Below are 26996 nucleotides of genomic sequence, written 5' to 3' on the forward strand. Positions count from 1 at the left end.
GCCCGACCGCCTTCTTCTCGACGATTGTACTCGCTGCCACCGTCATCTTCTGGCTCTGATCAGGGAGTCCTGACCCTAGGCGCCGGCTTGTCGCTGTCGCCATAGCGCCGGCTGTCGGGATTCAGCACCGAAAACCCCGCCTCAGCCGGTATCGGTGCCCGCGCGACGTCTGGACAACATGGCTGGTCGGCAGGAAGTCATGCCACAGGATCACAGGTTGCCCATCGGGATCGCCGCCGATCCCGTAATGGAGGCGAACCCCGCCGACGGTCGCGAAGGCGCTGCGACAGTGGTCGATCTAGGCGGGCGCATTCATTTCAAGCGGGTTCGACGTCAGCCACCGTCGGATAATCGGTATAGCCCTTGGCGCCGACACCATAGAAGGTTGATGGATCTGGCTTATTAAACGGCGCGTCGGCGCGCAGCCGCTCGACCAGATCGGGGTTCGCGATATACGGCACGCCGAACGCCACCGCGTCGGCCTTGCCATCGGCGATCACGGCATTGCCCTTCGCCCTGTCGAATCCGGTATTGACGATCAGCGGCACCGCGACCTGCGCACGGAATGTTTCGGCGACATGCTCGATCTGGACACCCTTCTCCGCGTCCTTGGCGTTAGGTTCGAGCAAGGTCAGATAAGCGATGCCGAGACCGTTTAAGCCGTCGATCACGGTCCCGAAAGTTTCTTGCTTATTGCTGTCTTCCATACCGTAGAGAAAACTCGACGGCGACAGGCGGACGCCGACGTGCGCAGCGTCCCAGGCCTCTATCATCGCCTGCGTTGTCTCGATCATCAGCCGCGCTCGGTTCTCGGCCGAGCCGCCATAGGCGTCACTGCGCTTGTTCGATCCGTCCTGCAGGAATTGATCGTGGAGATAGCCATTGGCGCCATGCAGTTCGACACCATCGAACCCGGCGGCCAGCGCGTTGCGTGTCGCCTGCGCGAAGTCAGCGACGATGCCGGAAATTTCCTCGATCCTCAATTCGCGAGGTATAGGAAAATCGACCCGGCCCGACGGCAGGAAGAAATCGCCTGTGGCCGGAATCGGCGATGGGGCGACCGGCATCTCGCCGTCGCGCATGCCGGGATGCGCGACGCGGCCGCAATGCCAGATCTGGCAGAAGATGCGGCCGCCTGCACGATGCACGCGATCCGTCACCATCCGCCAGCCAGCGATCTGATCGTCGCGCCAGAGGCCGGGACCGCGGATCACGCCTTTGCCCTGAGCGGAAACCGCGGTGCAGTCGGTGACGATGAGGCCGGCGTCCGCACGCTGCGCGAAATACTCGGCCATCGCCTCGGTCGGCACATTGTCCTCGGTGGCGCGCGTGCGCGTCATCGCCGACATCCAGACGCGGTTCGGCAAGTCGAGCGCGCCGATCTGCAGGGGGGAAAAGAGATCGGTCATGCGGGGATCCTTTCTCGCTGTTCGGCATCCTTGGATTGCCGGCTGCGGTCAGCGAGTTGCTCGAAATAGGCACGGAGTGTGCGCGGCTCGCGGCCCAGGATTGCAGTGAGAGTCACGGCGTTCCCGCGCAGGCCGATCGTGTCGTAATGATCGAACATCGGCCGCATCGCCTGTGCGTCCGCGGGAAGCATGTCGGGATCAATCCGCCGGGGCGTGATCTCGTGATCCAGCACGTCGCCGATCAAAGCGGCGATGTCGTTGCGATCGAACCAGCCGTCGGCGCACAGCTCGAATGTGCCGTAGAGCAACCGATCTTCGGTCAGCGCGATCGCCGCTACCTCCGCGACGTCGCGATAATCAACGCGCGAGAAGCGCGTCTCGTTCGACCAGGGCTCGGCGATTACGCCGGATTGGACGATGCCGTCCCAAGCGCCGGCGAAATTCTGGAACAGGACGGTCGGATGCAGGAAGACATATTCGAGGTGCGAATTCAGCACAGCGTCCTCGACCGGCGCTTTGAACGCATGGTTGGGCAAGCCGCTCAGCACCGGATGGATCACAGACGAAAAGACGAAGCGACGCACCCCGGCGTCTATCGCAGCAGTGACGAACGCCCTGCCAACCTCGGCTTCTTTCGGAAGCGCCACAGGGGCAACGTAGAACACGCGGCCGACGCCCTTCAGCGCGGCCGCCACGCTGTCTGGGTCGCCGAGATCGCCGACCACGACCTCCTGCGCCCCCGCTTCGCGAACAGCCGAAATGTCGGCCGCCTTATGAACCATGCCGCGGATGTTCGCTCCGCGTGCAGCGAGCTCGGGAACGACCAGGCCGGCAAACTTGCCGCTCGCGCCTACCACCAATATTGTCTCGTCCATCGGATCAGTCCTCAAGCCAGAGCTAGGTTCACCAGTTTCTAGACCACATAATCTCCCACCGCTGGGATAGTTCGTCGCATCTGTTGGACAGACTGTGCCGGTAAGTGCAACAATGCCTTATGCTCGACCTCAACTCCTTGCAGATCTTCGACAAAGTCGCCTCGCTGAAGAGCTTCACTGCTGCAGCACGGGCGCTGGGCTTGCCGAAATCCAATGTCAGCCGCGCGATCGCCCGTCTCGAGGACGCTCTCGGTACCCGTCTTTTCCAGCGGACCACGCGCGACGTCGTGCTGACCCTGACCGGGCAGGCATTGCTTGAAAGGAGCGCCGACATCATCGCCAGCCTCAGCGAAGCACTGAACTATGTCGGCAGCCTCAGTGGTCAGCCTCGAGGCACGCTGAAGATCAGCGCCGGCATGGGGTTCGGCGTCAACGTGTTGGCCGAGCAGCTTCCGGATTTCCTGCTGCGCTATCCTGAAATCGATATCTCGCTCGATCTCGAAAGCCGCGCTGCCGACCTCATCGCGGACTCGGTCGACGTCGCGGTCCGCCTTGGCCCGTTGCCCGATTCCGGGCTGGTCGCGGTGAAGCTTGGCGAAATGCGCCGCTATCTATGTGCGGCGCCGGCCTATCTCGAGCGGTCCGGATGGCCTGCATCGATCGAGGACGTCGCGCGCCACGACACCATCGACATGCCCGCGCAGGACGGGCGCGCGAGGGCCTGGTCCTTCTCTCGTGGGACGGAGACGATCCGTCTGGAGACAAAGCCGCGTATCTCCGTCAACGAGGCACTGACGATCCATCGTCTGGTGTCCAACGCGGCGGGACTGGGCCTGCTATCGGGTTATATCTGCGGACCGCTAATCGAAGCCCAACGGCTGATTCACCTATTCCCGGATTGGTCGCCGCCTGCCGTCGAAGTCAGTCTCGTATTTCCCAGCCGCCGTGAGCTTTCGCCCACAGTTCGCGCTTTCGTGGACTACATGAAGGAGGTCAATCGTCCTGGTTATCTGTGGCTGAACGATTCCTTCAATTGCTGAATTGACAACAACAGGGATTTTCCACAGTCGACCAACTCAGGCCATTCCGGGCACGCATGAAGGCGCCAGAAAGTTGCCGTTGCGTGCCTCGGTCGCATGGCCGTTTAAGTCGTGCACCGACGGCGGAATTTGAGCAATTGTTGCTATAGCAATCAACGCCCGGCTTGTCGCGATGCTAGCCGCGCATTTAACTCCGCCCACGGCATTCGGCCGCAGTGTCAGCGCAACATCGGAAAGGGATGATGGATGTCACTCAGGCCCTTTGGCATTTTGGCCGCCGTCGCCCTCATCTGGCAGGGGGCCGCCTTGGCTGAGCAACCTGGTCACGTCACCGGCATCGGGGGTGTGTTCGTCAAGAGCAAGAATCCCAGGGCTCTTGCGGAATGGTATCGCGAGGTCCTTGGCCTTGATGTAAAGCCATGGGGTGGAGCGGCGATGCCGTTCGACGCACCCGGCCATCCGCCGAAGATTGCCTGGACGGCCTTTCCTGACTCCAGCGATCACATGAGTCCATCGGCGCGCGAGTTCATGATCAACTTCGCAGTCGATGACATGGACGCAATAGTTGCGCGCCTGACCGCACATGGCGTGCCGATAATCAAGCGCGACGACGATGATAGCTTCGGCCGGTTCGCCTGGATCCAGGATCCCGATGGCACAAAGATCGAGCTTTGGCAGCCGAAACGAGACTAGGCGGAGCGCAGCCGGCGCCAAGGTGTCAGGGGTTCGTATTTGGGAATGTCGGTCGCGCCCTGTCGCGTCACGCGCAACAGGCTTCTGTCGACGAGATGGAGGACTGCGTCCTGAACGCTGCGCTTCGACAGCCCGGTTCGTTCCGCAAGCTGGGCGTGACTGAGGCGCGCCGCGCCGTCGCCAGCCTCCGTGGTCAGCGTCAGATAGACCAGAAACGCCGATGCGCGGTGGTCGTGGCCGACAAGGTCTCTCATCAGCGCGTCCACGACATACGCATCGACTGTGTACCGCCTGTCGCTCATTGCTATAGCATAGGTGACAAGCGTGGCTCGGCAAAGCGGGCTGACGCAAGCGTGGGAGGTCACGTTGCTCCGAAGGCTCAACTATGTGGGCATTCCGACCCGCAATCAGGACCGGGCGCTGACCTTCTGGACCGAAATAATGGGCTGCATCATCACCACCGACCGCCTCGTCGGCGAGAAGCGCTGGATCGAGCTCGCCATACCCGGCGCGCAGACCGGCCTGCTGTTGCTGACCCCTGAAGGGCAGGAGGACCGGGTGGGGACCTTCTTCAACGGATCCTTCGGATGCGACGACGTTGAATACGCATACGAAAAGCTGTGTGCGCGAGGCGTGGAATTTCTTGGTCCGCCCGAGAAGAAGCCATTCCCGCACGTCTACTTCAAGGACCCGGATGGGAACTCGTTCTTCCTTTCGAGCCGCTAACACCCGCTACGTTGCTGCGCAGAAAGTGGCTATTGACCAGGCGTGAGTAGGTGATCGCGCACCAGTCGCCGAACGCCAGAGGCTGGTCGACTGCGATCAGCGTCAGGTACGTGCTGCCGGTCGGCACGTGATCAGACCAAGACCCCCGGGCCATCTATCATCGATCCCAAAAGCGGACCTGCCCGAGCACGCGATTTCACGCGGTGACATTGATCGCGAGTCCGCCTTTCCCCTCCCGAGGTCCCCCCGAATTCGGAGCCCCAGCCCACAGAACCATGGGAGCGAAGGCGACCGTCATTATCTCAGATTGTCGCGACTTAAGTTTTTCACTGCTCGCATATCCCTACCTATTTGGTAGGCTATTGCTATGGCCGTCAATCTCCCAACCAATATCCTTCGGAGCTTCGTTGCGATCGCCGATGCCGGGTCGATGCTCCAAGCGGCCGACCACGTCTTTGTGACGCAGTCGGCACTCAGCCTCCAGATTCGCAAGCTCGAGGATCTGCTCCAACAGTCGCTGTTCCATCGGGACGGGCGGCGGCTCTCGTTGACATCCTCCGGCGAGCTTCTGCTCGATTACGCGCGCCGGGTGCTCGCGCTCCACGACGAGGCAGTGACAGCGATTGGTTCGCGGCAATTCGTCGGGCCAGTACGCATCGGCATGGTCCAAGATTTCGCCGAGGCGCTGCTGAGCGGCGTGCTGGCGCGCTTCTCCGAACTGCATGCCGATGCCCAAATCTATGCGCGCGTGGCCGGCACCGCCGAGCTTCTCGGCATGCTCGAGCGCGACCAGCTCGACATCGTGGTCGGCTACGCTGCGGCGGACGCGGCCGACGCCGTGTCGTTGGCTCCCATGGCCTGGTATGGGGACGAGGCGCTAGTCCACCGCGATGTCCTACCCATCGCCGTGCTCGAACCGCCATGCCGTTTCCGTGAGGCGGCGATCAGCGCTCTCGATGCGGCGGGACGCCCTTGGCGGATCGCGATCGAGACGCCGAACCTGTCGTCGCTACGCGCCGCCGTCGACGGCGGCCTCGGCATCACCTGCAGAACCTCGCTCTTCTCCAGCGATCCCCCTCTCAGGACACCATCGCTGCCCGGTCTTCCGGCGGTCACCTCGATCCTGAGGAGCGGCGACGGTCGCGATCGCGCGGTGCAGGGGCTTCTTGCCCTCGCCCATGAGGTCGTGGCGGGAACCGAGGCGGCCTTATGAGCGGCGATCATCGATCGCGACTGCTTCTCGTTGGTCGCAGCGGCGGAGCGGGCCTAGCTGTCGTCATCCGGAACATCCGGAGAGAAATCATGCCCGAACAGTCACCCCTGGCATCCGCGTTCGCGGCGCTCCAGCAGGAGCGCGAATCGAACTGGGCTGCGGAGGCCCTTGCCGCCAACCACTCGCAGCGGCGGGCATTGGTGAAGAACTTCGACCCGGCGAAGGCTGTTCGCGCTGGCGACGTGCTCCCGGAGGCCTCGTTTCTCGACCTCGAGGGCAACGAGATCCGCCTGGATTCGCTCGTCGCCGACGGCCCCGCGGTGCTGATCCTGTTCCGCCACGCGACCTGCGCCGCCGACAACCTGGCGCTGCCCATCTATGATCGCGACCTGCGCGAGCCTCTCGCCGCCGAGGGCGTGCCTCTCGTCGCCGTCAGCCCCCAGGTCCCCGAGAGGCTGTCCGCCATACGGGAACGGCACGGCCTGAAGCTGACCGTCCTGAGCGACCCCGACAACCGCTTCGCGCGTGAACTCGGCGTGCTGTTCGCACCGATGGATCAACCGTCGCCGCCGCCCTCCGGCTGGATCGGCGAGGTGACCGGAACGGGAAGCTGGGAGCTCCCCCAGACCAGCGTCCTGATCGTGGACCGCGGTCGGATCGTCCGGTTCGTGGCCGTCAGCCCGGACTGGCTCGACCGGGTCGAGCCTAAGGACGTGTTCGACGCGCTCCGCGCCGTTCAGGACCATCCTACCTCGAAGCAGGCGGCAGCATGAGCCTCCTCGACCGCCGCCAGTTGCTCGCGAACGGCCTCGCTGGGTTCGTCGCCGCTTGCAGCCGCTCCGCGACCGATGACACCGGAACGCTGCTCGTCGGCGACCAGCGCGGCGGGCAGAAGGTGGTGCTCGACGCGACGGGAGCGCTCCGCGATCTCCCGTACAGGATCCAATGGTCCTCGTTCCCCAATGCCGCCCCGGTCCTCGAGGCCCTGAACGCCGGTGCCATCGACGTCGGGTTCGGCGGAGATTCCGCCTTCGTGTTCGCCGTCGGCTCGGGCGCCAAGGTCAAGGCGATCGGCGGGCAGCGCTATGAAGGCCCCGGCCCGGTGCTCGTCGTCCGGGGAGATTCACGGATTCGCACCATCGATCAGATCGCGGGCACGCGGATCGCGACGCCCCGCGGCTCGGTCTCGCACAACCTGATCCTTGCCGCGCTCGAGCACCAGGGCAAGCCGCTCGACGCCGTGACCTTCGCCTTCATGTCGCCCCAGGATGGGCAGGCGGCGCTCCAGGGCGGTTCGGTCGACGGCTGGGCGATCTGGGATCCGAACGCCACGCTCGCCGTCCGGCAGGGCGCGCGCATCGTCGGCGGCAGCGCCGGCCTGGTGCCGTCCTACGCTCTCCTCTTCGCGCGCGATGGCGCCCTCAAGACCAAGCGCGCCGATCTCCTGGACTACCGCCGCCGCATCGACGCAGGATGGCAATGGGGCGCCGACAACGTCGACGCCTACGCCGACCTGCTGGCGAAGGAGACCGGCGTTGCGGCCGATGTCTGGAGGGAGGTCGCCCGACGGACGAAGCGGCTCCCGGCCCCGATCAACGACGCGCTGATCGCAGATCAGCAGAGAACAGCCGATCGCTACTTTAGAGCCGGCCTACTCCAGAACAAGTTGGACATTCGTACGGGATTCGATCGAAGCTTCTCATAAGATCGCGATAAAAACTATGAGCGTAAATGGAATAATATTGGCAATATAAATAAGCATTAAATCTATCGAACAGCGTCGAATCGATTTGTTACTAGGGTTCTCTAACTAGAATATTACAGGCCCATCATCGAAAGGGCCAACATGAACTCGGCGAGAACTCGATTGAGACTGACTCTTGTGAGCGGAGTAGCAATGCTGGCCCTGTCTTCACCCGCACGTGCGGAGGACGCAGCGGCGGCGCCTGCATCGGCGGCGGGCGCCGCCGACGGCACCCCAAGCCAGAACGTCGGCGAGATCACCGTCACGGCGCGTTACCGCAAGGAGAGCGCGCAGAACGTGCCCATCGGCATCACCGCTCTGCCGGCGGACACCCTCGCCAGGCAGGGCGCGTTCAACATCAAGCAGGTCGTCCAGCAGCTGCCGAGCCTCAACATCCAGGGCTACAGCGGCCGCAACCAGACCATCACCATTCGCGGCATCGGCACCAACGCCGGCGGCACCAACGACGGTCTCGAACAGGGCGTCGGACTCTACGTCGACGGCGTCTATCGCCCGCGCACCGGCTCGGTCATCACCGATCTGATCGATATCGACAGCATCCAGCTGCTACGCGGTCCGCAGGGCACACTGTTCGGCAAGAACACCGTGGCGGGCGCGATCGACATCCACACCCGCGAACCGAGCTTCACGCCGGAGGCGAGCGGGGAGATCACCTACGGCAACAAGAACTATCTCCGCGGCTACCTCTCGTTGGATTCGACGATCGGCGACGACATCGCCTTCCGCGTCTCCTACCTGCGCACGCAGCGAGACGGCCTGATCTACAACACCCGATACCATCAGGACTGGGACAATCTCGACAACCACTCGGGCCGGTTCGACCTGCTCTACAAGCCCACGACGAACTTCAAGCTGAGACTGATCGCCGACTACAGCATCCAGAAGGGCAACATGGGCTTCCAAAGCGTCGCGGCGGTCCTGCCGACCACGCTCGCCAACGGCACGCAGGTCCGCGGCTTCTACAGGCGCGCGGCCGACATCGGCTACACGCCGCCGCCGATCGACCCGTTCGCGCGAACCACGGACATCGACAGCTCCCAATACGACAAGATGCCAAGCTGGGGCGTGCAGGCGAAGGCGGACCTCACGCTCGCCAACAGCGCCACGCTGACTTCGATCAGCGCCTATCGGAACTGGAAGTGGATACCCAACTTCGACGGAGACCAGTTCGGTGCAAACATCTCGACGGCCTCCAACGTCGTCACCCACCAGCAGCAGTTCAGCCAGGAGGTGCGCCTCACCTCGCCTGGCAGCCAGACGATCGACTACACCGCCGGCCTCTACTACTTCTGGCAGAAGGCCAACGACACGCAGGTCACCGGCTACGGCCGCGACGCATCGGTTTGGCTGACCACCCCCAACACGCCGACCGCCGCCGTGTCGACGCTGCCGAGCGCCGCTCTCAACGGGCTCTACGCCTATGCACGCCAGGTCCCCGTCACCTACAGCTACGCCGCCTACGGCCAGGCTACTTGGAACATCGCGCCCGTGTTCAGGATAACCGGCGGCCTGCGCTTCACCTACGAGCACAAGACTGGCCTCTACGACGCCTATGCCGGCGGGGACGTCGCACCGATATCGAGCTTCGACCCCAGCCTGCAGGCCACGGTGGCGGCACGCCGCGCCGCCCTTGCTCCGGTCGGCTCCTACACGGCTTCCAAGGACACCAAGAACGTCTCCGGCACGCTGATAGCCGCCTACGACCTGAGCGCGGACATCCACAGCTACGCGTCCTACTCGCGCGGCTACAAGTCACCCGGCATCAACCTCGTCGCGCCGTCGAACGGCATCGACATATTCGTGAAGCCAGAGAAGGTCGACGACTACGAACTCGGCCTGAAGAGCCGGTTCGCCGGGGGGAAGATCGAACTCAATCTCGCGCTCTTCTGGACCGAGGACAACGGCTACCAGGCCAATTACATCAACTACGCGGTCACGCCGGTCGTCGGCTACATCACCAACGTGGGCAAGCTCAGCACCCGCGGCGTCGAGGTGGATGCCCGCGCCAATCCTCTCAAAGGCCTCACCCTCACCGCCGCCGGCACCTACGACGACGCGCGGTACGTCAAATACACGAACGCCCCCGCGCCCTATCTCCAGAGCTATCTGAGCTCGATCGACCTGTCCGGCCGCCGCGCATCCGGCGCGCCGAAGTGGGCGCTTACCGGCACGGCGGAATACACCCACGAGGCCGGCGGGCTCGAAGCCTATGCAGGCGGCGACGCCAGCTACCGGTCCGGTTTCTACGCCGCGGTAAACCTCGATCCCTTCTCCTACGTGCCGGGCTATGCGCTGTTCGGCGCGCACGTCGGCCTGCGCCGCCCGGACGGACGCTGGGACGCGTCGCTCTGGGTCCGTAACCTCACCGACAAGAACTACTTCAACACCAGGTCGATCAGCACCGCCTACGGCACCGTGCTCGCGGCGCTCGGCGAACCGCGCACCTTCGGCATCACCCTCCGCGGCAAACTCTAGGCTATCTGAAGAGGAGTATCCCCATGTCCAATCCTCATCCGAAGCGGCAGCTCAAGTTCGGCGTCGTCCCCACCGGCGTCGGCGGCCCCGGCGAGCACAATCGCTGGCTCGATCCCGACATCCCCGTCGATGCCAGCGTGAACATCGACTGGTACATCGACGTCGCTCGCCAGGCCGAGGCGGCGAAGTTCGACCTCGTCTTCATCGTCGACAGCCAGTTCATTACGCCGCACTCGCCGCCGCACTACCTCAACCGGCTCGAGCCGCTGACCCTACTCTCCGCCCTTGCGGTCGCGACCAGCCGCATCGGCCTCGTCGGGACTGCGACGACGTCCTATAACGATCCCTACAATCTCACGCGCCGGCTCGCGTCGCTCGACCTGATCAGCCGCGGGCGTGCCGGATGGAACGTCGTAACCAGCGGCGACGCTGGTACCGCCGGGAACTACGGCAAGGAGGAGCATTACGACTACGACACCCGCTACGGCCGCGCCCACGAGTATCTCGAGGTCGCGCGGGGTCTGTGGCGCTCCTACGAGGACGGAGCGCTGGTGCGCGATCGCGAGACCGGCGTCTTCCTCGATCCCTCCAAGCTCCATGCGCTCAACCACAAGGGCGAATTCTTCTCGGTGGCCGGTCCGCTCAACATCCAGCGCTCGCCGCAGGGCGAACCCGTGATCTTCCAGGCCGGCGACAGCGAGCAGGGCCGCGATCTCGGCGCGGCGATCGCCGACGGCATCTTCACACACGCGAAGACCGTCGAGCAGGGCCAGGCCTTCTACAATGACATCAAGGGCCGCGCGGCCAAGCTCGGACGCGACCCCGCCCAGATCGTGATCCTGCCTGGCACGAACGTCACGATCGGCGACACCGACGAGCACGCCCGCGAGATTGAGTGCCATTGGCACGATCAGGACCACAGCTTCGGACAGGCGCTGGGCGAGCTCGGCCGCTCCTTTGGCTGGCACGACTTCAGCCAGTATGATCTCGATGCCCCCTTCCCCAGGGAGGCGCTTGAATTCGCCCGCCGCAGCTTCTTCACCAATGCCAAGAAGGTGACGGACCAGGCCATCGCGCAGTGTCTGACGCTACGTCAGGTAGTCGAGAACAGCCGGACGCTGCGCTCAAGCCCCTTCGTCGGCTCGGCGGAGACCGTCGCGAACGAAATCGCGCGGTGGTTCGAGGCGCGGGCGTTCGATGGCCTTAACGTCTACGCCGGCCATCCGAGCCAGTTCCGCCGCTTCACCGGCGAGGTGGTCCCCCTGCTCCAGGAGCGTGGCCTCTTCCGCACCGACTACGAGGCCGACACGCTGCGCGGCAATCTCGGGATCGACGTCCCGACAAACCGGCGCGAGCCGGCCCAGCGGACCGACGCCGCGTCTGCGTCCACCCGCGAGGCGGTTGCAGCCTGATCCCGTCGCCGGGCGGAGTCGATCCGCCCGGCCTCCCTCTATCCGGAAGGACCGGAACGTGACGACCAAGCGCGACGTCCTGCAGGCACGCTGGCTCTCGCCCGTGGCCCTGCTGCTGCTCTGGGAGCTAGCGTCCCGAACCGGCGTGATCCCCGACCACATCCTCGCAGCGCCGTCCTCGGTGGTGCGCAGCCTGTTCGGCATGACGGCGTCCGGCGAGCTGCCGCTCAATCTCGCCGTCTCGCTGCGGCGCGCGGCACTCGGATTCGCGATCGGCAGCAGCCTCGGCGTGGTGCTCGCGCTCGCGGCCGGACTGCTCCGCCGCGGGGACGCCCTCATCGACCCGATCATCCAGATCAAGCGCACCCTGCCCGTCGTCGCGCTCACGCCGCTCTTCATCATCTGGTTCGGGATCGGCGAGACGACAAAGATCGCGCTGATCGCCTTCGCCAGCATGCTGCCGGTCTACATCAACCTGCACCAGGGAATACGCGGGATCGACATCCGGCTCGTCGACGCCGCGCGGAGCTTCGGCCTCGGGCGCGCCGCGCTGATCGGCAATGTGATCCTGCCGGGCGCGTTGCCGTCGCTTCTCACCGGGCTGCGCTACAGCCTCTCAATCTCGGTGCTCATGCTGGTCATCGCCGAGCAGGTGAACGCGAGCGCGGGGCTCGGCTTCATGATCCAGAACGCACGCGACGCCATGCGGACCGACATCATCGTGGTCTGCCTGATGGTCTACGCGCTGCTGGGTCTCGCCGGCGACAGTCTGATCCGCGCCATCGAGTCAAAGGCCCTCGCCTGGCGCCCGACCCTCGTGGAGGCCTGACATGAACGAGCTCACCCGCATCCCGCTCGCCGCCGTTCCCGATCCCTCGCCGGTCGTGCGGCTCCGCGGCTTTTCGCGCGTCTTCGGCGACACCCGCGTGCTCGACGATCTCGATCTCGAGATCGCACCCGGGGAGTTCGTCGCCCTGCTCGGCCGGTCCGGATCGGGAAAGACCACGCTGCTCCGCACGCTCGCCGGCCTCGACCCGTCGGTCGGACAGGACCTGCGCCTTCCCGGAACCCGCGCGACGGTCTTCCAGGACGCGCGCCTCCTGCCTTGGAAGAGGGTCTGGCAGAATGTCGTGCTGGGCCTGGGCAAGCGCACCCGCCGCGACCTAGCCGCCTCCGCGCTCGAGGAGGTCGGACTTGGGCACCGTTGGGACGCGTGGCCGCTGACGCTTTCGGGCGGTGAGGCGCAACGCGCCTCGCTGGCCCGTGCGCTCATTCGGAAGCCCGAACTCCTGCTCCTCGACGAGCCCTTCGCGGCGCTCGACGCACTCACGCGGATCCGCATGCACGCGCTTGTGCTATCGCTCTGGCAGCAGCATCGTCCGGCTGTGCTGCTCGTCACGCATGACGTCGAGGAGGCAATGGCGCTTGCCGATCGTATCCTGGTTCTCGATCGTGGCAGGATCGCTGCGGAGGAGCGCATCGGCGCGCCCCGGGGCAGTCGCGGCAGCGTCATCCGGTCGCTGCGCGCATCCCTACTCGGCCATCTCGGGCTCCAGACTGAGAGCGGGGTCTACGCCGACCTGATCGGGCGCAAGCCTTGACCGATCTCGCCACCGCCCCGCCGACCGACCGGCTGGTGCCGCTCCGCCGGTTCGTGCGGGATTTCGCCGAGTTGCTTGACGGCACCTCCGAGGAGAGCTTCGTCCTCGGCCGAGGCAGCCGCCTCCTCGGCTCGCTGATCGACGACGACCGCTGGCTGCCGGACAGCCACGCCGCGCCGGCTCCAGACCGCTATCGACAGTATCTGCTCCACGCCGACCCCGCCGGACGATTCTCGGTCGTCAGCTTCGTCTGGGGTCCGGGTCAGCGGACGCCGATCCACGATCACACGGTATGGGGGCTCGTCGGCGTGCTGAGGGGTGCAGAGGTCTCAGAGTCGTTCGAGCTGATCGACGAACGGCTGCGGTCCCTCGGCGAGCAGCGGTTAGGACCCGGCGCGATCGACATCGTCAGCCCCAGCGTCGGCGATCTTCATCGCGTCAGCAACGCTCTCGACGATGCCGTCTCGATCAGCATCCACGTTTACGGCGCCGACATCGGAACGGTCGAGCGATCGGTGTACGATGTCTCGGGTCGTCCGAAACCTTTCATCTCCGGTTATTCGCCAGCCCCGAACCTTCAACTCTGAAAGCATCATCGTGATCCGCACCACCAATGCAAGCGAGGTGCGTCGCGCCCTCGTCCTCCGCCGCGAAATCGCGCTTATCGATCTTCGCACGGAGGCGTCTTTCGCTACCGGTCATCCCCTGTTCGCAGCCAATCTGGCCGCGAACCGCATCGCTCTCGAAGCGCCTTTCCGCCTGCCGCGCCGCGACGTGCCGATTGTTCTCTACGATGACGGCGATGGATGGGTCGGCACAGCAGCGGAGGCCTTCGCGGAGCTCGGATTTACCGACATCACCGCGTTAGAGGACGGACTATCGGGATGGCGCGCGGCAGGCTTCGAACTGTTCCAGGATGTCAACAGCTACGCGAAGGCGTTCGGCGAACTCGTCGAGGCGCGGCGTCACACGCCATCGCTCTCGGCCGAGGACGTCGCGGCGCTGATCGAAGAGAAGGCGGACATCGCAATCGTAGATGCGCGAAGGCCGTCCGAGTACGCGACGATGAACATCCCGGGATCGGCAAGCGTACCCGGGGCGGAACTGGTGCTCCGGGCAGGCGCGGTGGCACCCGATCCGGACACCACGATCATCGTGAACTGCGCCGGGCGGACGCGATCGATCATCGGCACCCAGTCTCTGATCAACGCCGGAATACCCAACCGCGTCTTGGCTCTCCGCAACGGAACGATCGGCTGGACACTAGCCGAACAGGCGCTCGAACATGGATCGGAACGCCATGCCGCGCCGGGCGATGCAGCCGAAGCGCGCTCGCGCTCGCGGGCCGTCGCCTATCGCGCTGGAGTTCGCCGCGTCGGACCGGATATCATTCCATCGCTACGGAGCGATCTCAGCCGCACCCTCTACTGCTTCGACGTCCGCTCAGACGAGGAATATGCCGCAGGCCATATTCCCGGCTTCCGGCATTATCCCGGCGGCCAGCTAGTCCAGGAGACCGACATGGCTGCTCCGGTACGCGGCGCCCGGATCCTCCTCGCCGACGACCTCGGCTCGCGTGCCGACATGACGGCGTCCTGGCTCGCGCAGATGGGGTGGGAGGTGTACGTGCTCGACGGAGGTTTCGACGATGGCATGGTCGAACTTGAGCGCGGACCGCAGGAGGCGCCGTCGCCCATTCCTCTCGGAGCGCGCTATAAACGCCCCTACGAAGGGACTGACAACGCCTCTGTGGCGATGCAGGCCTATCTCGATTGGGAATATGGTCTGGTCGAACAGCTCGAGCGAGACGGAACACACGGGTTTTTCGTCATCTGACGAAGATGAGGAACGGTCCCGCTTCCGTCTTCTTCAATATTGCCAGATTATTGTCATGTCCCCGACCGTCTGGTCCCCCATGGCCCACTCTTCCCATCGCTGTGAGGGGAGCTTAGCTGAGCTTCAGGCCCGTAAGCTGTCGGTCGGCAATGTCCCCACGAAGGCCTTTGCGGTCGCTACCGATATGATTGATCGGCAACGAAGCTGACCGGCAAGGTTCAGGAACGGCCCAAAGCTACGGAAATGGCGACAATCGGGCGCCCAGCTGCCCGCTGAACCAGTTCGCCTTGACGTCGAAGTCGTTCGCGAATAAAGGCGCCCTCCGCGTTTGGATGGGCCATTCGCAACATCCTGGGAGGCACATCGTGAATATTGCACTGCTGCCTCCGGCGAGAAAAACGCTGTTTGCGTTTCCGCGCGCGTAGGCCTGACCTGGCTCGCGCGCGCTTCCCTTTGCCCACCCCATTGATTTGCCTGCGCTGATCTCTAGCGGCTGACATCTGTCACGCAAGCCATGCGCCGGCCTGCTCTGCGTGGACATCATGTATCTTCGGTTCGTAACACCCGGCACGGTCACACGTGCTGGCCTCCGGCCGGGCTTGTTCCGTGCCGCATACGATACGCGTCGCGCCCTGTGGCCAAGTCCGCTCGCACAGGCGATCGACCACGAACTTTCGTGGTTCGGCAGGCACCTACCGGTGCCGCGTGGCGCGCATCCGTTCGCCGTCCGTGCCCAGCGGGTCTGGCACAAGGACGGTGTTTGCTGGTTTCGTCCGCAAGACGAGGCTCGCGAGGCGATCGCGCACGCGCATGTTCTGAGCGCCTTGCTCGGTGAGTGTGGCGTGACAGTGGAAAGGATCGCTGCGCGGCATCCGGGCACGATACTCTACCGCGACGCGATGCAGGTCGTCGCCAAGCCGGATTGATTCGAAACGAGCGCGAGGCGCCCGATCCCAGCCAACATCAGGATGATACCATGACCAGAATATCCGACTTCACTTGAGCGGCCCCCACGGGGTGGACGGGTTGATTGTTAGTGCATGATCGCCTCCTTCGCCATGGTCGGAGCCGGCCACCGGGCTGATCCTGCAGACGCTGGCTATCCCGCGCGGACAAGTGGCGCTCGCCTCGGGGCAGGCCAAGCCGGGCGATGACACACTGACGGTCACCGCGACGCGCGGACAGACCGAATATGGCATCTGCTCCACCGCTTTCCTCGAATATGGCTTCCGGACCAACAGCTACAGCATCGCGATCACCTTCGATGGCAACGATGCTTGGAGCTACGACATCAAGACGATGCTGCTGGTCCACGGCCGGCCCGATGCGTTCGAGCACCACGACACCAACACTCTGAAGCGGGTCGCGCCGGGCAAACCCAATCCGCTCCAGCAGATTTTGACGCACCGCTACCAAAGGGGCAGCTGAACGGTGATCGATATTGCGACTTGAGCGCAATAAAATATTGCGAGCCATTCGCAAAAAAGCTAGCCGTGGCAAGTCAGAACAGGTGTCGGCACACCGCCGCGCGCCGAGATTTGGTAGGCGGGAAAACCTGTGCCGGAACGGAAGAGTGGATATATCGCTGCCGGCCTCCGCATGTCGCTCACCCGCCGTTTCTGGGTCGTTGCCCATCGCTGGGCGGGGCTGACCCTCGCCATCTTTCTCACGATCGCGGGGATCACCGGCGCGCTCCTGCCCTTCGAGGAAAGCCTGAACTACGCGACGCGACCGAGCCTTTCGCGCGCCGTGCCCCCGCATCCGGGCGCACAACCGCTTGATGCCGTGACGATCGCCGAACGGGTGGAGCGCGCAACCGGCGGCCGGATCGCCTATCTGCCGCTGGAAGTGCCGCGCAACCATGCCATGCGCATGTTCATCGCGGCCGCGCCGCACGGCCCGGCGTTGCCCTACGACGTCGTATGGGCCGATCCCTATAGCGGCGTCGCGCGGCTGACCTACACCTGGGGCGGCGTGCGCGACGGGCCGGAAAACATCATGCCGTTCCTCTACCAGCTCCACTACGGCTACGTGGCGGGGCCGTGGGGCATGATCACATTCGGAATCGCCGCGCTGATCTGGACGCTGGATTGCTTCGTCGGCTTCGGCCTGACACTGCCTGTCCCGCAGAGGACGGCGCTGCGATCTCCTCTCGCCGGCTGGTGGCGGCGCTGGAAACTGGCCTGGACGGTCCGGCGCCATGTGCGCGGGCACAAGCTCAATTTCGATCTGCACCGCGCCACCGGCCTGTGGCTGTGGCCGCTGCTGCTGGTCTTCGCCTGGTCGGGTGTGGCGCTGACCCTGCCGCAGGTCGAACGGCCGGTGATGCAGATCTTTGGCGCGAGCGACCGCTACGTACCGCCGCAACGTCCGCAACCGCTCGCCGATCCGCCGATAGACAGGCGCGAGGCGATCGCGATCGGCCTGCGCGAGCTGCGGACGATCGGGATGCGACGCAGCTTCACCGTCAGCCAGCCCGCCATGCTGGGATATGACGCGGGCAGCGGGGCCTATGCGCTCTACACGCGCACCAGCCTCGATGCCGTGCACGCCGGCGGGCGGACGATTTTATGGCTGGACGCGGCAAGCGGCCACCCGCTCCACTGGGACGATCCGATCGGGCGCACCGGCGCCGACCGCCTCGAAACCTGGTTCGAGATGCTGCACATGGCCGACGTGTTCGGCCTGCCCTATCGCATATTCGTGTCGACGCTGGGCCTCGCGGTGACGACGCTCAGCGTCACCGGCGTGTTGATCTGGCTGAAAAAGCGCTCCGCCCGGCTGGCTGCATCAGCCCGCGGCCGGCGCCTTACCCCCCAGGCTCGACCCAAGGTGGCCGCTTGAACTTAGGGCTTATCGTTCGCGCCGCTTCCGACTAGACGCCGCTCAGGGTCTGCGTAACAGGGAGTGGCCAAGCGTGCGGCGTTGGATTCTTTCGCTTTTCGGCATGCTGTTCCTGCCCGCCGCCGTCCATGCGGCCCCCGTCCAGCTGGTGCCGGGCGAGAAATATGTCGCGATGGGCAGTTCCTTCGCCGCCGGCCCCGGCCTTGTCCGGCAGGCGGAAGGGAGTCCTCTCAACTGCGGACGATCGCAAAACAACTACGCGCACATCCTCGCCGAGCGGCATCGGCTGAACCTGGTCGATGCCAGCTGCTCGGGCGCCACCACGCTCGACATCCTCTATCGCCGCGAATTCAACCAGCCGCCGCAGATCGACGCGGTGGACGCCGCCACCCGGCTGGTGACGATCACGATCGGCGGCAACGACGTGAGCTACATGGCCAACGTCATCGCCCAGACCTGCCTGAGCCGGGGTTTCGCACCGGCGCGCTGTCGCCCGACCGCCGACGCCGATGTCGAGCGCGTCTTCACCGAGCTGGAGGCGCGGATGACCGCGGTGGTCGATGCCACGCGCGGACGGGCGCCCAACGCTACCATCGTGCTGGTCGACTATTTCACGATCGTGCCGGAAAGCGGCGGCTGCCCGAACCTGATGCCGCTCAGCGACGTCCAGTTGCGCAGCGCCGCGATGATCGCGAGGCGGCTGGCAGACATCACCGCGCGCGTCGCCGAGCAGCGCCGCGTCTGGCTGGTGAAACTGTCGACCGCGTCCGCGACGCACAATGTCTGTGCGCGCGATCCCTGGATCCAGGGCTATCAGCCGCGCAACGACTGGCCGGGGTTCAAGACCCCGCCCTATCACCCCAATCTGGCGGGTATGACGGGCGCGGCGGACGTGATCGACCGGACGCTGTTCGGCCGCTGAGATCGGGGGCGGGCGGCGGCTTGTCCGTCCAGAGCCGGCTCGGTGACGGTTACCGGCAGCTCGCCTTTCATCGAGGCCGCCACCGCCTCGGCCCGCTCCATCACGCGCAGCACGTTGCCGCCCGCCAGCTTGGCCACCTCGGCATCGCTCCAGCCTCGCCGGATCAGCTCGGCGAGCAGCGCCGGATAGGTGGAGACATCGCGCAGGCCCTCCGGCAGATCGTTGTCCACCCCGTCGAAATCCGATCCGATGCCGACATGATCGACGCCCGCCACCTTGGCGATATGCTCGATATGGTCGGCGACTTGCGACAGCGTCACCCTGGGCGCCGGATGCGCGGCCAGCCACTGCTTCATCGCCTCGGCCGCGCGATCGGGCTGGCCGATGTAGAGGCCGCCGAAAGGCGGTGAATTGTAGCGCGCTTCCTCGGCATGCTTGTCCGACGACCAGCGGCGATAATCGTCTGACACGTAGGCCAGCGCGTAATTGACCATCACCACGCCGCCATTCGCCGCGACCAGCCTCAGCACATCGTCGGGCACGTCGCGCGGATGATCGTCGAGCGCGCGGGCGCCGGAATGCGAGAAGATCACCGGCGCTTTGGAGACGCGCAGTGCGGCGCGCATCGTCGCCTCGCTGACATGGCTGAGATCGACCAGCATGCCGAGCCGGTTGAGCTCATGCACCACCGCTTCGCCATAGGGTGTGAGGCCGCCATGCTTCGGGTTGTCGGTCGCCGAATCCGCCCACTCTATGGTCTTGGAATGGGTGAGCGTCAGATAGCCCGCGCCGAGATCGCGATAGGCACGCAGCACCGAGAGGCTGTCAGCGATCTGGTTGCCGCCCTCGACCCCAATCAGGCAGGCGATCTTCCCGGCCTTGTGGATGCGGCGCACGTCGTCGGCGGTGCGTGCCATCTCGAACGTGTCCGGGTAGCGCGCGGCGATATCCTTCACGAGATCGATCTGCTCGAGCGTCTCCTTCACCTGCTCGAGCGGCGGCAGCGAGGCATCGACCCACACGGACCAGAATTGCCCACCGACCATGCCCTGCCGCAGCCGCGCGATGTCGGTATTGTAGGGGATCGGCCGGGCGCCGAGCCCCTGGCGCAGGTCCATCGTCCAGCGCGCCTCGCCTTCGCGCTCGCGCAGCACCTCGGCCCAGTCGTTGTGGCCGTCGATCAGCGGCGTGGTCTTCAGGATACGTGCCACCCGCGCCACGGAATCGGGCGAGACAGCGAAAACCGGCGTGGCCGTGAGAGAAAGGCAAGCGATCAGCGCGAATATCTTCATCTCAATGGCCCACCATTTCGCGGAAATGGCCGTAATCGGGATCGAGCGGCTTGCCCGCCGCTTTCTTGGCGTCGATCTCGGCCGCCACCGCTTCGAGATCGTGGACCCGCGTAGCGTTGCTGGGATGGCTCATCGCGAACAGGCCATTGATGTCCATCCGGCTATGGCGGCGCCAGAAGATAGCGGCATCGTGCGGATCGTAGCCCGCCCAGGTCATCATATAGACGCCCCAGTAATCCGCCTCGCGCTCGCTGTCGCGCAGCCGCGCGCCATTCTCGCCGAACACGCTGAACAGGCCGAAGCTGGTCCCCTGTGCGTCCAGCGTCTCGCGCGTCTTTAGGAAATTGTGCGAAAGCTCGTGGCCGAGGATGAAGGCCAGGTCCGCCTCGCTCTGGATCTCGGCGAGCATGCCCTGGTCGATGGTGACGACGGTACCCTCGGCGGACGCCTGATGCCCCGTCCCCTGCCCGATCTCGACGAAGGACCAGCAGGCCGGCGTGCCCGTCACCGTGATGCCGAGGGGGTTGCCGTCGCGCAGCAGGCCGAGCGTCACGGGACCGGCCGCGAAGGCCGCATCGATCCTGTCCCGGATCATCGTGATGCGCGTACCGCCGTCCTGCTTGTCGGTCAGCGCGGGCAATTGCGCGCCGAGATCCTGCCCGTCGAGGCTGACGATCGCGTCGCGCGCCTTCACTCCGGCCTCGTCGGCGGGGCCGCCGGGGATCACCGCCTCGACAGTCGGATGTTTGTCGGCGCCCCATTGCGCGGCGACGAAGCGGCGCCAGTCGCCCGGATATTGCGAGGGATCGATCACCAGCATGCCCGGCAGCGCCGTCCTGCGCGGGCAATGGCCGAGCGCGTTGGTCTGGAGCAGATAGGCGACCTTGGCGACCGTCAGGTCCGCCTTCAGCAATTGCTGCGCGTCCCGCACGTATTTGGGATCGCCAGGCGCCGGGCCGGCAGCGGTCGCCGCCAGCGCCAGCCCGGCAAGCAGGGCCTTACGAAACCCCATGCATCAGCCGCTTGAGCACCGGCGTCAGCGCCAGCAGCAGGATACCGGCGCCGATCGTCAGCTCGCCACCCGTCATGAACGTGTGGAGATAGGTGTTGAGCGCCAGTTCGGGATTGGTCACCTGCCCGCCGACCGTCTGCACCGAGGCCGACTGTGCCGCCGCGCCGGCGAGATATTCGCCCACCGAGATCGACAGGAACCAGACGCCCATCATCATGCCGACAATCCGTGCGATCGACAATTTGGTGATCATGCTGAGTCCCACCGGCGAGATGCATAATTCGGCGATGGAGTGGAGGAAATAGGTCAGCACCAGCCACCACAAGGAGACGCGGAATTCTGCGTTGTGGAACTGACCGCTCCAAGCCAGCACGACGAAGCCCAGCCCCACCAGCATCAGCGCAATCGCGAACTTGACCTGGATGGACGGCTCCAGCCCGCGCTTCGCGAGTCCCAGCCAGAGCAAGCTCACCACCGGCGCGAAGGTCACCACCACGATCGGATTGAACTGCTGCGTCGCCGCCGCCGACATGTGGAAGCCGAACAGCTCCAGCGTCGTGTTGCGATCGGCGAACAGGGTCAGCGAGGAAGCCGCCTGCTCGAACAATGCCCAGAAGGTGACGTTGAAGACGACGAGGACGATCGCCGCGAGCATCATCTGCGCTTCGGTGCGCGTACCGACCCGCCACGACCAGATCGGGATCCCGATCACCGCCGCCAGGAAGATGGCGAGCAGCGCCTTGCCGAGCAGCGGCGTCGCGGCGACATATTCCCAGATGGTGCTGCCCGAAGGCTCGGGCGCGTCCATCACATTCTGGAAGATCAGCCACACCACGGCGGCCGCGACGAGCGTCAGGACGTAGATGAGTGGCGCACGATCGCGCCCCTGCTGCACGGGCGGCTCGCCATAGCCGGCGAGGCGACCGCCCTCGAACTGCATCAGGATGTAGGCGAGGAACAGAACCACCGAGACAATCAGGAAGCCGGCCCACCAGCCGACGTGGTTGACCAGCCACGGGCAGGCCGCCTGCCCGAGGATCGAGCCGACGTTGATGCCCGCGTAGAAGATCGTGAAGCCGGCGTCTCGCCGCCGGTCTCCAGGCGCATAGAGCGCGCCGACGATGGTCGAGATGTTCGGCTTGAAGAAGCCGTTGCCGACCACGATCAGGCTGAGCGCGAGCAGCATCAACGCCGAATAGAAAGCTGAGCGGTCCGCGCCAGAGCTGAATGCGTCCGCCGAAACCGTCTTGGCGACCTGTCCGCCATCGCCGAGCAGCTGCACCGATCCATCCGGCAGGCCGTGGATGGTGAGCTTGCGCCCGTTCATCACGATCGTCTGCGGTGCCTCGTTGACCGCCAGCGGCGTCGCGGGCGGCGCTTGTGCCACGTCGTAGCGGGCGCCGCCGATCGTGGCGTAGGGCTGGCCCTGCTGCCCGCCGAAGCAGAGCAGGAAATAGCCCAGCGCCATGACGAGCGCACCGAACTTCACCGATCGTTTCGATCCGAGATAGCGGTCGGCCAGCCACCCGCCGACCAGCGGCGTCAGGTAGCAGAGACTGAGGAAGCCGCCGAGCAGGCCGTTCGCCTCGTGATCGGGCAGCAGGAAATGCTTGGTGAGATACAGGATGAGCAGCGCGCGCATTCCGTAGAAGCCGAAACGCTCCCACATCTCGATCGAGAACAGGCGCCTGAGCTGCTTGGGATGGCCGAGCCACGTTCCGCCGTCGGATCGGCTGACATGGGGGGATTGGGGTTCGAAGGTGGCGTCCGCGTCGGGAAGGACCATTGAGGCTCCGGAAAATACTGGCTGGCGGGCGTGATCGCCCTGCCGATCATGGCGCGCAGACTAGCGACGGCAGCGGCGGCGGCAAGAGGCGTGAAAGGATATTGCCGCTGTGACATCCAATCCTCCCCACCATCGATAGGATGAAGCCGGCGATCCTTGGCGCGCCGTCTCGCGGCTGCTAGGCGCCGGGCATGCTCAACGACCTCTCCTCGCCCGCCGCCTTCGTCGCCACCCGCCGCTCTGGCAAGCCGCGTGAGATGGTGACGCCGGGGCCGGACGAGGTGCAGCTCGCGCGTATCCTCACCGCCGCGATGCGCGTGCCCGATCACGGCAAGCTGGAGCCATGGCGATTTGTGGTGATCGGCAAGGGTCGGCGCGACGACTTCGCGTCGATGCTGCAGCAAGCTTGGCGCAGCGAGCACGGCGTCGAGGATCGCCCCGACATCGCCGCGATCGACCAGTTCGCCCATCAGGCACCGACCTTGGTGGCGGTGCTCTCCACACCTGTCGCCGACGCCAAGATCCCGGTCTGGGAGCAGGAGCTGTCCGCAGGAGCCGCCTGCATGACGATGCTCGCCGCCGCGCACGCTGAAGGATTCGTCGGCGGCTGGCTGACCGGATGGGCGGCCTATTCCTCCGCCGTCGCCGAGGCGCTGGGCCATCCGGGCGCGAAGATCGCCGGCTTCATCTTCGTCGGCACACCGGGCAAGGAACCAGAAGAGCGCCCCCGGCCGTCCGACGAAAGTATCGTTTCACGCTGGTAAAGCCGAAAGCGCTTGACCCGACCTGCCGTGTTACTACAGCATGGCACCATGGCTGCCGATGATCGCCCCGTCTATATCCGCCTGCGCGACGTGATCGCCGAGGCGATCCTCGAAGGCCGTTACCGGGATGGCGATCCGCTTCCCTCGGTGCGCGCGCTTGCCGCCGAACATGGCGCCAATCCTCTGACCGTCGCCAAGGCCTATCAGAGCTTTCAGGACGATGGCCTGGTGATCGTGCGGCGCGGCGTTGGCATGTTCGTGGCGGACGGGGCCTCGGCCCGCCTCCGCCGCCAGGCCCGCCAGCGTTTTCTCGACGACGAGTGGCCACGCGTGCGCGCGCAGATCGAGCGGCTCGATCTGAAGATGGACGAGTTGTTCGATCTCGCCTGACGTTTGTCGCAACCGTCACCGTAGAAGCCGAATCGCCGCACGACGCTGCTCGCCGCCGGCAGGGCGCTTCCACAACAAAAAAGGCGCGGCGGATGCCACGCCTTCCTTGTTGTCTCGCGGTCGGTCAGCTTACGGGCTGGTCGACGAGTGGCCACCGCTGGTGCCGGCAGCAACGCCACCGGCCACGGCGCCCGCTGCAAGAACGGCAACAACCACCGCAACGCCAGCCGCGATATTGCTGCCGTTCGCCTGCTTCACCGCGCCGCGGCGCACAGTCGAGCCGAGGTTGGTGCCTGCCACCGGGGCCAACGAGATGCTCGCCACCGAAGGCATCACCGGAGCCGCGGCCATCGCCGGCGAAACGCCGAGAAGAGCCACGGCGGCGAGGCCGAGCGAGATCTTGCGAATCTCCATATCAATTCCTCCACTGAACCTTTGCCCTGCTGCATTGCCATAACTGCAACCGTCGATCAAGTTACAACCCCTTGGGATCGTTCGCGACCAAGCGCTTTGCCCGATTCTGTGGTTTCACCGCGACTCGCGGTCCATCCGAAGAATGCCGCCTGATCGGGCGTGCAAAAATTCCCTGTTCAAATCGCGATTGCCGAATCGACACTCTTTCTCCATCGCTCCGGGCGCTTTTTGCCCGATCAACCGCGCATTCATATCCGAAGGCCCATAAGCGACCTCATGCTGAGCCGATTCCTGCGATCCTCCCAGCCGACCGTTCCCCCGGGGCACCGGGTCTATGCCATCGGCGATGTGCATGGTCGCGCCGATCTGCTGGATCGTCTGCTCGATACCCTGCAGCGCGACAATGCCGATCGCTGCGCGGCCCAGACCAGCATCGTCTTCCTTGGCGACCTGATCGATCGCGGGCCGGATTCGCGCGGCGTGGTGTCGCGGGTGCGTGCCGGCGTCGACTGGGCACGGACGATCACGCTGATGGGCAATCACGAATCGATCATGCTCGACGTGCTCGACGGGCGCAGCGAAATGCTGGCCCAGTGGCTGCGCTTCGGGGGCATCGAGACGCTGGAAAGCTGGGGCATCGATCGCGACGCCATCGAGACCTGCACGCGCGACCAGCTTCTCGAAACCCTCCGCGCGACAGTGACGACTCAGGAACGCGCGTGGTTCGGCCGCCTGCGGACCAACCTGCGCATGGGCGATTATTATTTCGTCCATGCCGGTGTCCGGCCGGACGTGCCCCTGGACAAGCAGGACGACGAGGATCGCCTCTGGATCCGAGAGGATTTCCTGGAAAGCCGGAAGAAGCACGGCGCGATGATCGTGCACGGCCATTCGGTGAACAGCGATGTCGAGAACCTGCCCAACCGCATCGGGCTGGACACCGGCGCCTATGCCACGGGGAAACTCACCGCCGTGGGGCTGGAAGGCCGCGATCGCTGGTTCCTGTCCACGGTGCCCGTCACGGCCTGATCCTCGGCCGATCGGTCAACGACCTCAATAAGCGTTGCGGTGCACCACGACGCGCAGCGTGGCGAGGATGATCGACACGTCGCGAAAGATCGTCCAGCCCGAGACATATTCCAGATCGGCCTGCAGCCGATTGGTCAGGTCCGATCGCTGGTGCGTGGCGCCGCGATAGCCGCGCACCTGCGCGAGGCCGGTGAGTCCCGGCTTGCAGACATGACGATGCCAGTAGCGCTCGTCGACTTCCCAGAACAGCAGGTCGCCCGCCAGCGAGCCGAGCGCGTGCGGCCGCGGCCCGACGAAGCTCATCTCGCCCTTCAGGATGTTGAAGATCTGCGGCAATTCGTCGATGCTGGTGGCGCGGATGAAGCGACCGACCCGCGTGATCCGGTCGTCATCCCGGCTCGCCGAGCGGTTGCCGGCGTGATCCGAGCGATCGACCCGCATGCTGCGGAACTTGTAGATACCGAACAGCCGGTTACCGCGGCCGACGCGATCCTGAACGAAGAGTATCGGCCCCGAGCTGTCCAGCCGGATCGCGATGGCGACCAGCAGGAAGAGCGGCGCCAGCAAAGTCACCGCCACGACCGCGATCGCGGTGTCGAGACAGCGCTTGAAGAAACGCTGCCGGAGATCGAGCGAGCCCGCGGCGACGACGATCGTCGCATTCCGGCCGAACCAGCCGGTTCCGAGTGGACCAATCTCGGCGAGCTCGGGACTGACGATCTCGCCCTGGATGTTGGCGCCCTTCAGCACCATCGCCCAGTTCCTGCGCCGCGCGGCCGGGCAGGCGATGACGACCCGGTCGGCAGGCGCAAGCAGCCGGCCGATGCGATCGAGCATCAACGGATCCGCCAGATCGCAGCGCAGGTTGAAGGCGGCAGCGTCGAGCGCGTGCACACCCTCCGGCACATCCATGCGGCATTCGTCGAGGATCAGCACCTCGCTGTGCAGATCCTTGCCGTAGCGTATCCGCGCCAGCGTGTGGAACAGCGCCCGCTCGCCCGCGACGAGGAGTGCCGCCAGCCCGCCGCCGAAAGCGAGCTCCATGCGCGAGGTCTGTGCGCCCGCCTTCAGGAAGAAGGCCAGCAGGCCGACGCTGGCGGATGCGAGAAGCACCGTGCGCACAGCGATCATCACGCTGCGGCGACGGTTGGCCAGCATCTCGGATGCAAAGACACCGGCATTGGCGCCGGCGAGCGCATAGAACACGGCGCAGGCCGCGACGACGGGCACGCTCGACGCGCCCAGGAAGTCGCCCGACCAAAGCCGGCTCGCCAGCACGAAGCCGGCGATCACCGCCAGCAGATCGAGGGCGAAGAGGCTGACTTGGAGAAGCAGGCGGAGGCGGGAACGATGCGGTGGCAGCGAAAGCACCTGATGCACCGGGCTGATCACGACCTCGGCCGCGCGTTCCAACGGTGAGCTGACCGTCACGAGCACCTCTCCCTCTCTCGGACGCTAGACTCAGGCCACACGACGATGAACGCTGATCGCGGCACCA

26 protein-coding genes and 1 pseudogene are annotated in these 26996 nt (G+C 65.3%); 19 read left to right on the forward strand and 8 right to left on the reverse strand.

From position 1 onward, the window contains the following. Window positions 1–317: 317 nt before the first annotated feature. Both HZF05_RS03440 and HZF05_RS03445 read right to left on the reverse strand, forming a co-directional pair. Window positions 318–1409 carry an alkene reductase gene (locus HZF05_RS03440; protein ID WP_160366300.1) on the reverse strand — a complete coding sequence of 364 codons (1092 nt, stop codon included), beginning with the start codon at window positions 1407–1409 and terminating at the stop codon, window positions 318–320. Continuing rightward, window positions 1406–2284 (reverse strand): SDR family oxidoreductase, encoded by an 879-nt coding sequence (locus HZF05_RS03445; protein WP_160366301.1) that lies wholly within the window; start codon window positions 2282–2284, stop codon window positions 1406–1408. Before HZF05_RS03445 ends, HZF05_RS03440 begins: the two co-directional genes overlap by 4 nt. Before the next feature lie 119 nt (window positions 2285–2403). Here HZF05_RS03445 and HZF05_RS03450 point away from each other — a divergent pair, with 119 nt between their 5' ends. Continuing rightward, on the forward strand, window positions 2404–3324 hold the full coding sequence (locus tag HZF05_RS03450) for a LysR family transcriptional regulator (protein ID WP_160366302.1): 921 nt from the start codon (window positions 2404–2406) through the stop codon (window positions 3322–3324). 246 nt (window positions 3325–3570) lie between these two features. Beyond that, window positions 3571–4017, forward strand: a complete 447-nt coding sequence (locus HZF05_RS03455; protein WP_160366303.1) for a VOC family protein — start codon at window positions 3571–3573, stop codon at window positions 4015–4017. Here HZF05_RS03455 and HZF05_RS03460 read toward each other — a convergent pair. Next, window positions 4014–4319 carry a helix-turn-helix domain-containing protein gene (locus HZF05_RS03460; RefSeq protein WP_160366304.1) on the reverse strand — a complete coding sequence of 102 codons (306 nt, stop codon included), beginning with the start codon at window positions 4317–4319 and terminating at the stop codon, window positions 4014–4016. The two genes, HZF05_RS03455 and HZF05_RS03460, sit on opposite strands and share 4 nt — an antisense overlap. A gap of 85 nt (window positions 4320–4404) precedes the next feature. On the opposite strand from HZF05_RS03460, the gene HZF05_RS03465 reads away from it, so the two are divergent. From HZF05_RS03465 to HZF05_RS03530, 14 genes and pseudogenes are all read left to right on the forward strand, one after another. Then, window positions 4405–4743 (forward strand): VOC family protein, encoded by a 339-nt coding sequence (locus tag HZF05_RS03465; RefSeq protein ID WP_220129692.1) that lies wholly within the window; start codon window positions 4405–4407, stop codon window positions 4741–4743. 367 nt (window positions 4744–5110) lie between these two features. Next, window positions 5111–5956 carry a LysR substrate-binding domain-containing protein gene (locus tag HZF05_RS03470; RefSeq protein ID WP_160366305.1) on the forward strand — a complete coding sequence of 282 codons (846 nt, stop codon included), beginning with the start codon at window positions 5111–5113 and terminating at the stop codon, window positions 5954–5956. Between the two features lie 89 nt (window positions 5957–6045). Then, complete coding sequence (locus tag HZF05_RS03475) at window positions 6046–6729, forward strand: peroxiredoxin-like family protein (RefSeq protein ID WP_160366306.1); 684 nt, start codon at window positions 6046–6048, stop codon at window positions 6727–6729. Continuing rightward, window positions 6726–7661, forward strand: a complete 936-nt coding sequence (locus HZF05_RS03480; protein ID WP_160366307.1) for an aliphatic sulfonate ABC transporter substrate-binding protein — start codon at window positions 6726–6728, stop codon at window positions 7659–7661. Before HZF05_RS03475 ends, HZF05_RS03480 begins: the two co-directional genes overlap by 4 nt. Before the next feature lie 192 nt (window positions 7662–7853). Then, window positions 7854–10196, forward strand: coding sequence for a TonB-dependent receptor (locus HZF05_RS03485; RefSeq protein WP_160366308.1), 2343 nt, complete (start codon window positions 7854–7856; stop codon window positions 10194–10196). Window positions 10197–10219: 23 nt separating this feature from the next. Further along, complete coding sequence (locus HZF05_RS03490) at window positions 10220–11608, forward strand: LLM class flavin-dependent oxidoreductase (RefSeq protein WP_160366309.1); 1389 nt, start codon at window positions 10220–10222, stop codon at window positions 11606–11608. Window positions 11609–11666: 58 nt separating this feature from the next. Next, window positions 11667–12437 (forward strand): ABC transporter permease, encoded by a 771-nt coding sequence (locus HZF05_RS03495; RefSeq protein WP_343046821.1) that lies wholly within the window; start codon window positions 11667–11669, stop codon window positions 12435–12437. Window position 12438: 1 nt separating this feature from the next. Then, window positions 12439–13209 (forward strand): ABC transporter ATP-binding protein, encoded by a 771-nt coding sequence (locus tag HZF05_RS03500; protein ID WP_160366310.1) that lies wholly within the window; start codon window positions 12439–12441, stop codon window positions 13207–13209. After that, window positions 13206–13796 carry a cysteine dioxygenase family protein gene (locus tag HZF05_RS03505; RefSeq protein ID WP_220129693.1) on the forward strand — a complete coding sequence of 197 codons (591 nt, stop codon included), beginning with the start codon at window positions 13206–13208 and terminating at the stop codon, window positions 13794–13796. The genes HZF05_RS03500 and HZF05_RS03505 overlap by 4 nt, the downstream gene beginning before the upstream one ends. Before the next feature lie 10 nt (window positions 13797–13806). Continuing rightward, the gene (locus HZF05_RS03510) at window positions 13807–15045 is read left to right on the forward strand and encodes a rhodanese-like domain-containing protein (protein WP_343046822.1); all 1239 of its coding nucleotides are present in this window, start codon (window positions 13807–13809) and stop codon (window positions 15043–15045) included. 542 nt (window positions 15046–15587) lie between these two features. Beyond that, complete coding sequence (locus HZF05_RS03515) at window positions 15588–15971, forward strand: hypothetical protein (protein WP_160366312.1); 384 nt, start codon at window positions 15588–15590, stop codon at window positions 15969–15971. A gap of 145 nt (window positions 15972–16116) precedes the next feature. Continuing rightward, window positions 16117–16473, forward strand: a pseudogene (locus HZF05_RS03520) (heme-binding beta-barrel domain-containing protein); the annotation flags it as partial. A gap of 171 nt (window positions 16474–16644) precedes the next feature. After that, the gene (locus tag HZF05_RS03525) at window positions 16645–17889 is read left to right on the forward strand and encodes a PepSY-associated TM helix domain-containing protein (RefSeq protein ID WP_181638786.1); all 1245 of its coding nucleotides are present in this window, start codon (window positions 16645–16647) and stop codon (window positions 17887–17889) included. 73 nt (window positions 17890–17962) lie between these two features. After that, window positions 17963–18811: a GDSL-type esterase/lipase family protein gene (locus HZF05_RS03530; protein WP_160366314.1), complete on the forward strand. Its 849-nt coding sequence runs from the start codon at window positions 17963–17965 to the stop codon at window positions 18809–18811. Here the strand turns inward: HZF05_RS03530 and HZF05_RS03535 are convergent. The 3 genes from HZF05_RS03535 to HZF05_RS03545 are packed head-to-tail and all read right to left on the reverse strand — an operon-like array spanning window position 18745 to window position 22901. Then, window positions 18745–20103: a dipeptidase gene (locus HZF05_RS03535; RefSeq protein WP_160366315.1), complete on the reverse strand. Its 1359-nt coding sequence runs from the start codon at window positions 20101–20103 to the stop codon at window positions 18745–18747. The genes HZF05_RS03530 and HZF05_RS03535 overlap by 67 nt on opposite strands. A gap of 1 nt (window position 20104) precedes the next feature. Beyond that, the gene (locus tag HZF05_RS03540; protein ID WP_160366316.1) at window positions 20105–21115 is read right to left on the reverse strand and encodes a M48 family metallopeptidase; all 1011 of its coding nucleotides are present in this window, start codon (window positions 21113–21115) and stop codon (window positions 20105–20107) included. Then, a complete protein-coding gene (locus tag HZF05_RS03545) occupies window positions 21102–22901 on the reverse strand; it encodes a peptide MFS transporter (RefSeq protein ID WP_160366317.1) in 1800 nt (599 codons plus the stop codon). Before HZF05_RS03545 ends, HZF05_RS03540 begins: the two co-directional genes overlap by 14 nt. A gap of 191 nt (window positions 22902–23092) precedes the next feature. On the opposite strand from HZF05_RS03545, the gene HZF05_RS03550 reads away from it, so the two are divergent. Continuing rightward, window positions 23093–23665: a nitroreductase family protein gene (locus tag HZF05_RS03550; protein ID WP_160366318.1), complete on the forward strand. Its 573-nt coding sequence runs from the start codon at window positions 23093–23095 to the stop codon at window positions 23663–23665. A gap of 48 nt (window positions 23666–23713) precedes the next feature. Further along, window positions 23714–24055: a GntR family transcriptional regulator gene (locus tag HZF05_RS03555; protein ID WP_160366319.1), complete on the forward strand. Its 342-nt coding sequence runs from the start codon at window positions 23714–23716 to the stop codon at window positions 24053–24055. Between the two features lie 129 nt (window positions 24056–24184). Here the strand turns inward: HZF05_RS03555 and HZF05_RS03560 are convergent, their stop codons facing one another. Further along, complete coding sequence (locus HZF05_RS03560; RefSeq protein WP_160366320.1) at window positions 24185–24469, reverse strand: hypothetical protein; 285 nt, start codon at window positions 24467–24469, stop codon at window positions 24185–24187. 276 nt (window positions 24470–24745) lie between these two features. Between HZF05_RS03560 and HZF05_RS03565 the strand changes: the two genes are divergently transcribed. Beyond that, window positions 24746–25498, forward strand: coding sequence for a metallophosphoesterase (locus HZF05_RS03565; RefSeq protein WP_160366321.1), 753 nt, complete (start codon window positions 24746–24748; stop codon window positions 25496–25498). A gap of 24 nt (window positions 25499–25522) precedes the next feature. Here HZF05_RS03565 and HZF05_RS21715 read toward each other — a convergent pair whose 3' ends face one another. Further along, window positions 25523–26929 carry a sugar transferase gene (locus HZF05_RS21715; RefSeq protein ID WP_343046823.1) on the reverse strand — a complete coding sequence of 469 codons (1407 nt, stop codon included), beginning with the start codon at window positions 26927–26929 and terminating at the stop codon, window positions 25523–25525. Window positions 26930–26996 lie beyond the last annotated feature (67 nt).

Source organism: Sphingomonas chungangi, assembly GCF_013778325.1.
In the GTDB taxonomy this organism is placed as follows: Bacteria; Pseudomonadota; Alphaproteobacteria; order Sphingomonadales; family Sphingomonadaceae; genus Solisphingomonas; species Solisphingomonas chungangi.

Bases quoted from the DNA above. Each gene is read 5' to 3' on its own strand.
- HZF05_RS03500 (WP_160366310.1), top strand. From the start codon at position 12,439: ATGAACGAGCTCACCCGCATCCCGCTCGCCGCCGTTCCCGATCCCTCG.
- HZF05_RS03535 (WP_160366315.1), bottom strand. From the start codon at position 20,103: ATGAAGATATTCGCGCTGATCGCTTGCCTTTCTCTCACGGCCACGCCG.
- HZF05_RS03515 (WP_160366312.1), top strand. From the start codon at position 15,588: ATGTATCTTCGGTTCGTAACACCCGGCACGGTCACACGTGCTGGCCTC.
- HZF05_RS03555 (WP_160366319.1), top strand. From the start codon at position 23,714: ATGGCTGCCGATGATCGCCCCGTCTATATCCGCCTGCGCGACGTGATC.
- HZF05_RS03455 (WP_160366303.1), top strand. From the start codon at position 3,571: ATGTCACTCAGGCCCTTTGGCATTTTGGCCGCCGTCGCCCTCATCTGG.
- HZF05_RS03560 (WP_160366320.1), bottom strand. From the start codon at position 24,469: ATGGAGATTCGCAAGATCTCGCTCGGCCTCGCCGCCGTGGCTCTTCTC.
- HZF05_RS03540 (WP_160366316.1), bottom strand. From the start codon at position 21,115: ATGGGGTTTCGTAAGGCCCTGCTTGCCGGGCTGGCGCTGGCGGCGACC.
- HZF05_RS03470 (WP_160366305.1), top strand. From the start codon at position 5,111: ATGGCCGTCAATCTCCCAACCAATATCCTTCGGAGCTTCGTTGCGATC.
- HZF05_RS03450 (WP_160366302.1), top strand. From the start codon at position 2,404: ATGCTCGACCTCAACTCCTTGCAGATCTTCGACAAAGTCGCCTCGCTG.
- HZF05_RS03460 (WP_160366304.1), bottom strand. From the start codon at position 4,319: ATGAGCGACAGGCGGTACACAGTCGATGCGTATGTCGTGGACGCGCTG.
- HZF05_RS03490 (WP_160366309.1), top strand. From the start codon at position 10,220: ATGTCCAATCCTCATCCGAAGCGGCAGCTCAAGTTCGGCGTCGTCCCC.
- HZF05_RS03550 (WP_160366318.1), top strand. From the start codon at position 23,093: ATGCTCAACGACCTCTCCTCGCCCGCCGCCTTCGTCGCCACCCGCCGC.
- HZF05_RS03480 (WP_160366307.1), top strand. From the start codon at position 6,726: ATGAGCCTCCTCGACCGCCGCCAGTTGCTCGCGAACGGCCTCGCTGGG.
- HZF05_RS03475 (WP_160366306.1), top strand. From the start codon at position 6,046: ATGCCCGAACAGTCACCCCTGGCATCCGCGTTCGCGGCGCTCCAGCAG.
- HZF05_RS03445 (WP_160366301.1), bottom strand. From the start codon at position 2,284: ATGGACGAGACAATATTGGTGGTAGGCGCGAGCGGCAAGTTTGCCGGC.
- HZF05_RS03440 (WP_160366300.1), bottom strand. From the start codon at position 1,409: ATGACCGATCTCTTTTCCCCCCTGCAGATCGGCGCGCTCGACTTGCCG.
- HZF05_RS03485 (WP_160366308.1), top strand. From the start codon at position 7,854: ATGCTGGCCCTGTCTTCACCCGCACGTGCGGAGGACGCAGCGGCGGCG.
- HZF05_RS03545 (WP_160366317.1), bottom strand. From the start codon at position 22,901: ATGGTCCTTCCCGACGCGGACGCCACCTTCGAACCCCAATCCCCCCAT.
- HZF05_RS03525 (WP_181638786.1), top strand. From the start codon at position 16,645: ATGTCGCTCACCCGCCGTTTCTGGGTCGTTGCCCATCGCTGGGCGGGG.
- HZF05_RS03565 (WP_160366321.1), top strand. From the start codon at position 24,746: ATGCTGAGCCGATTCCTGCGATCCTCCCAGCCGACCGTTCCCCCGGGG.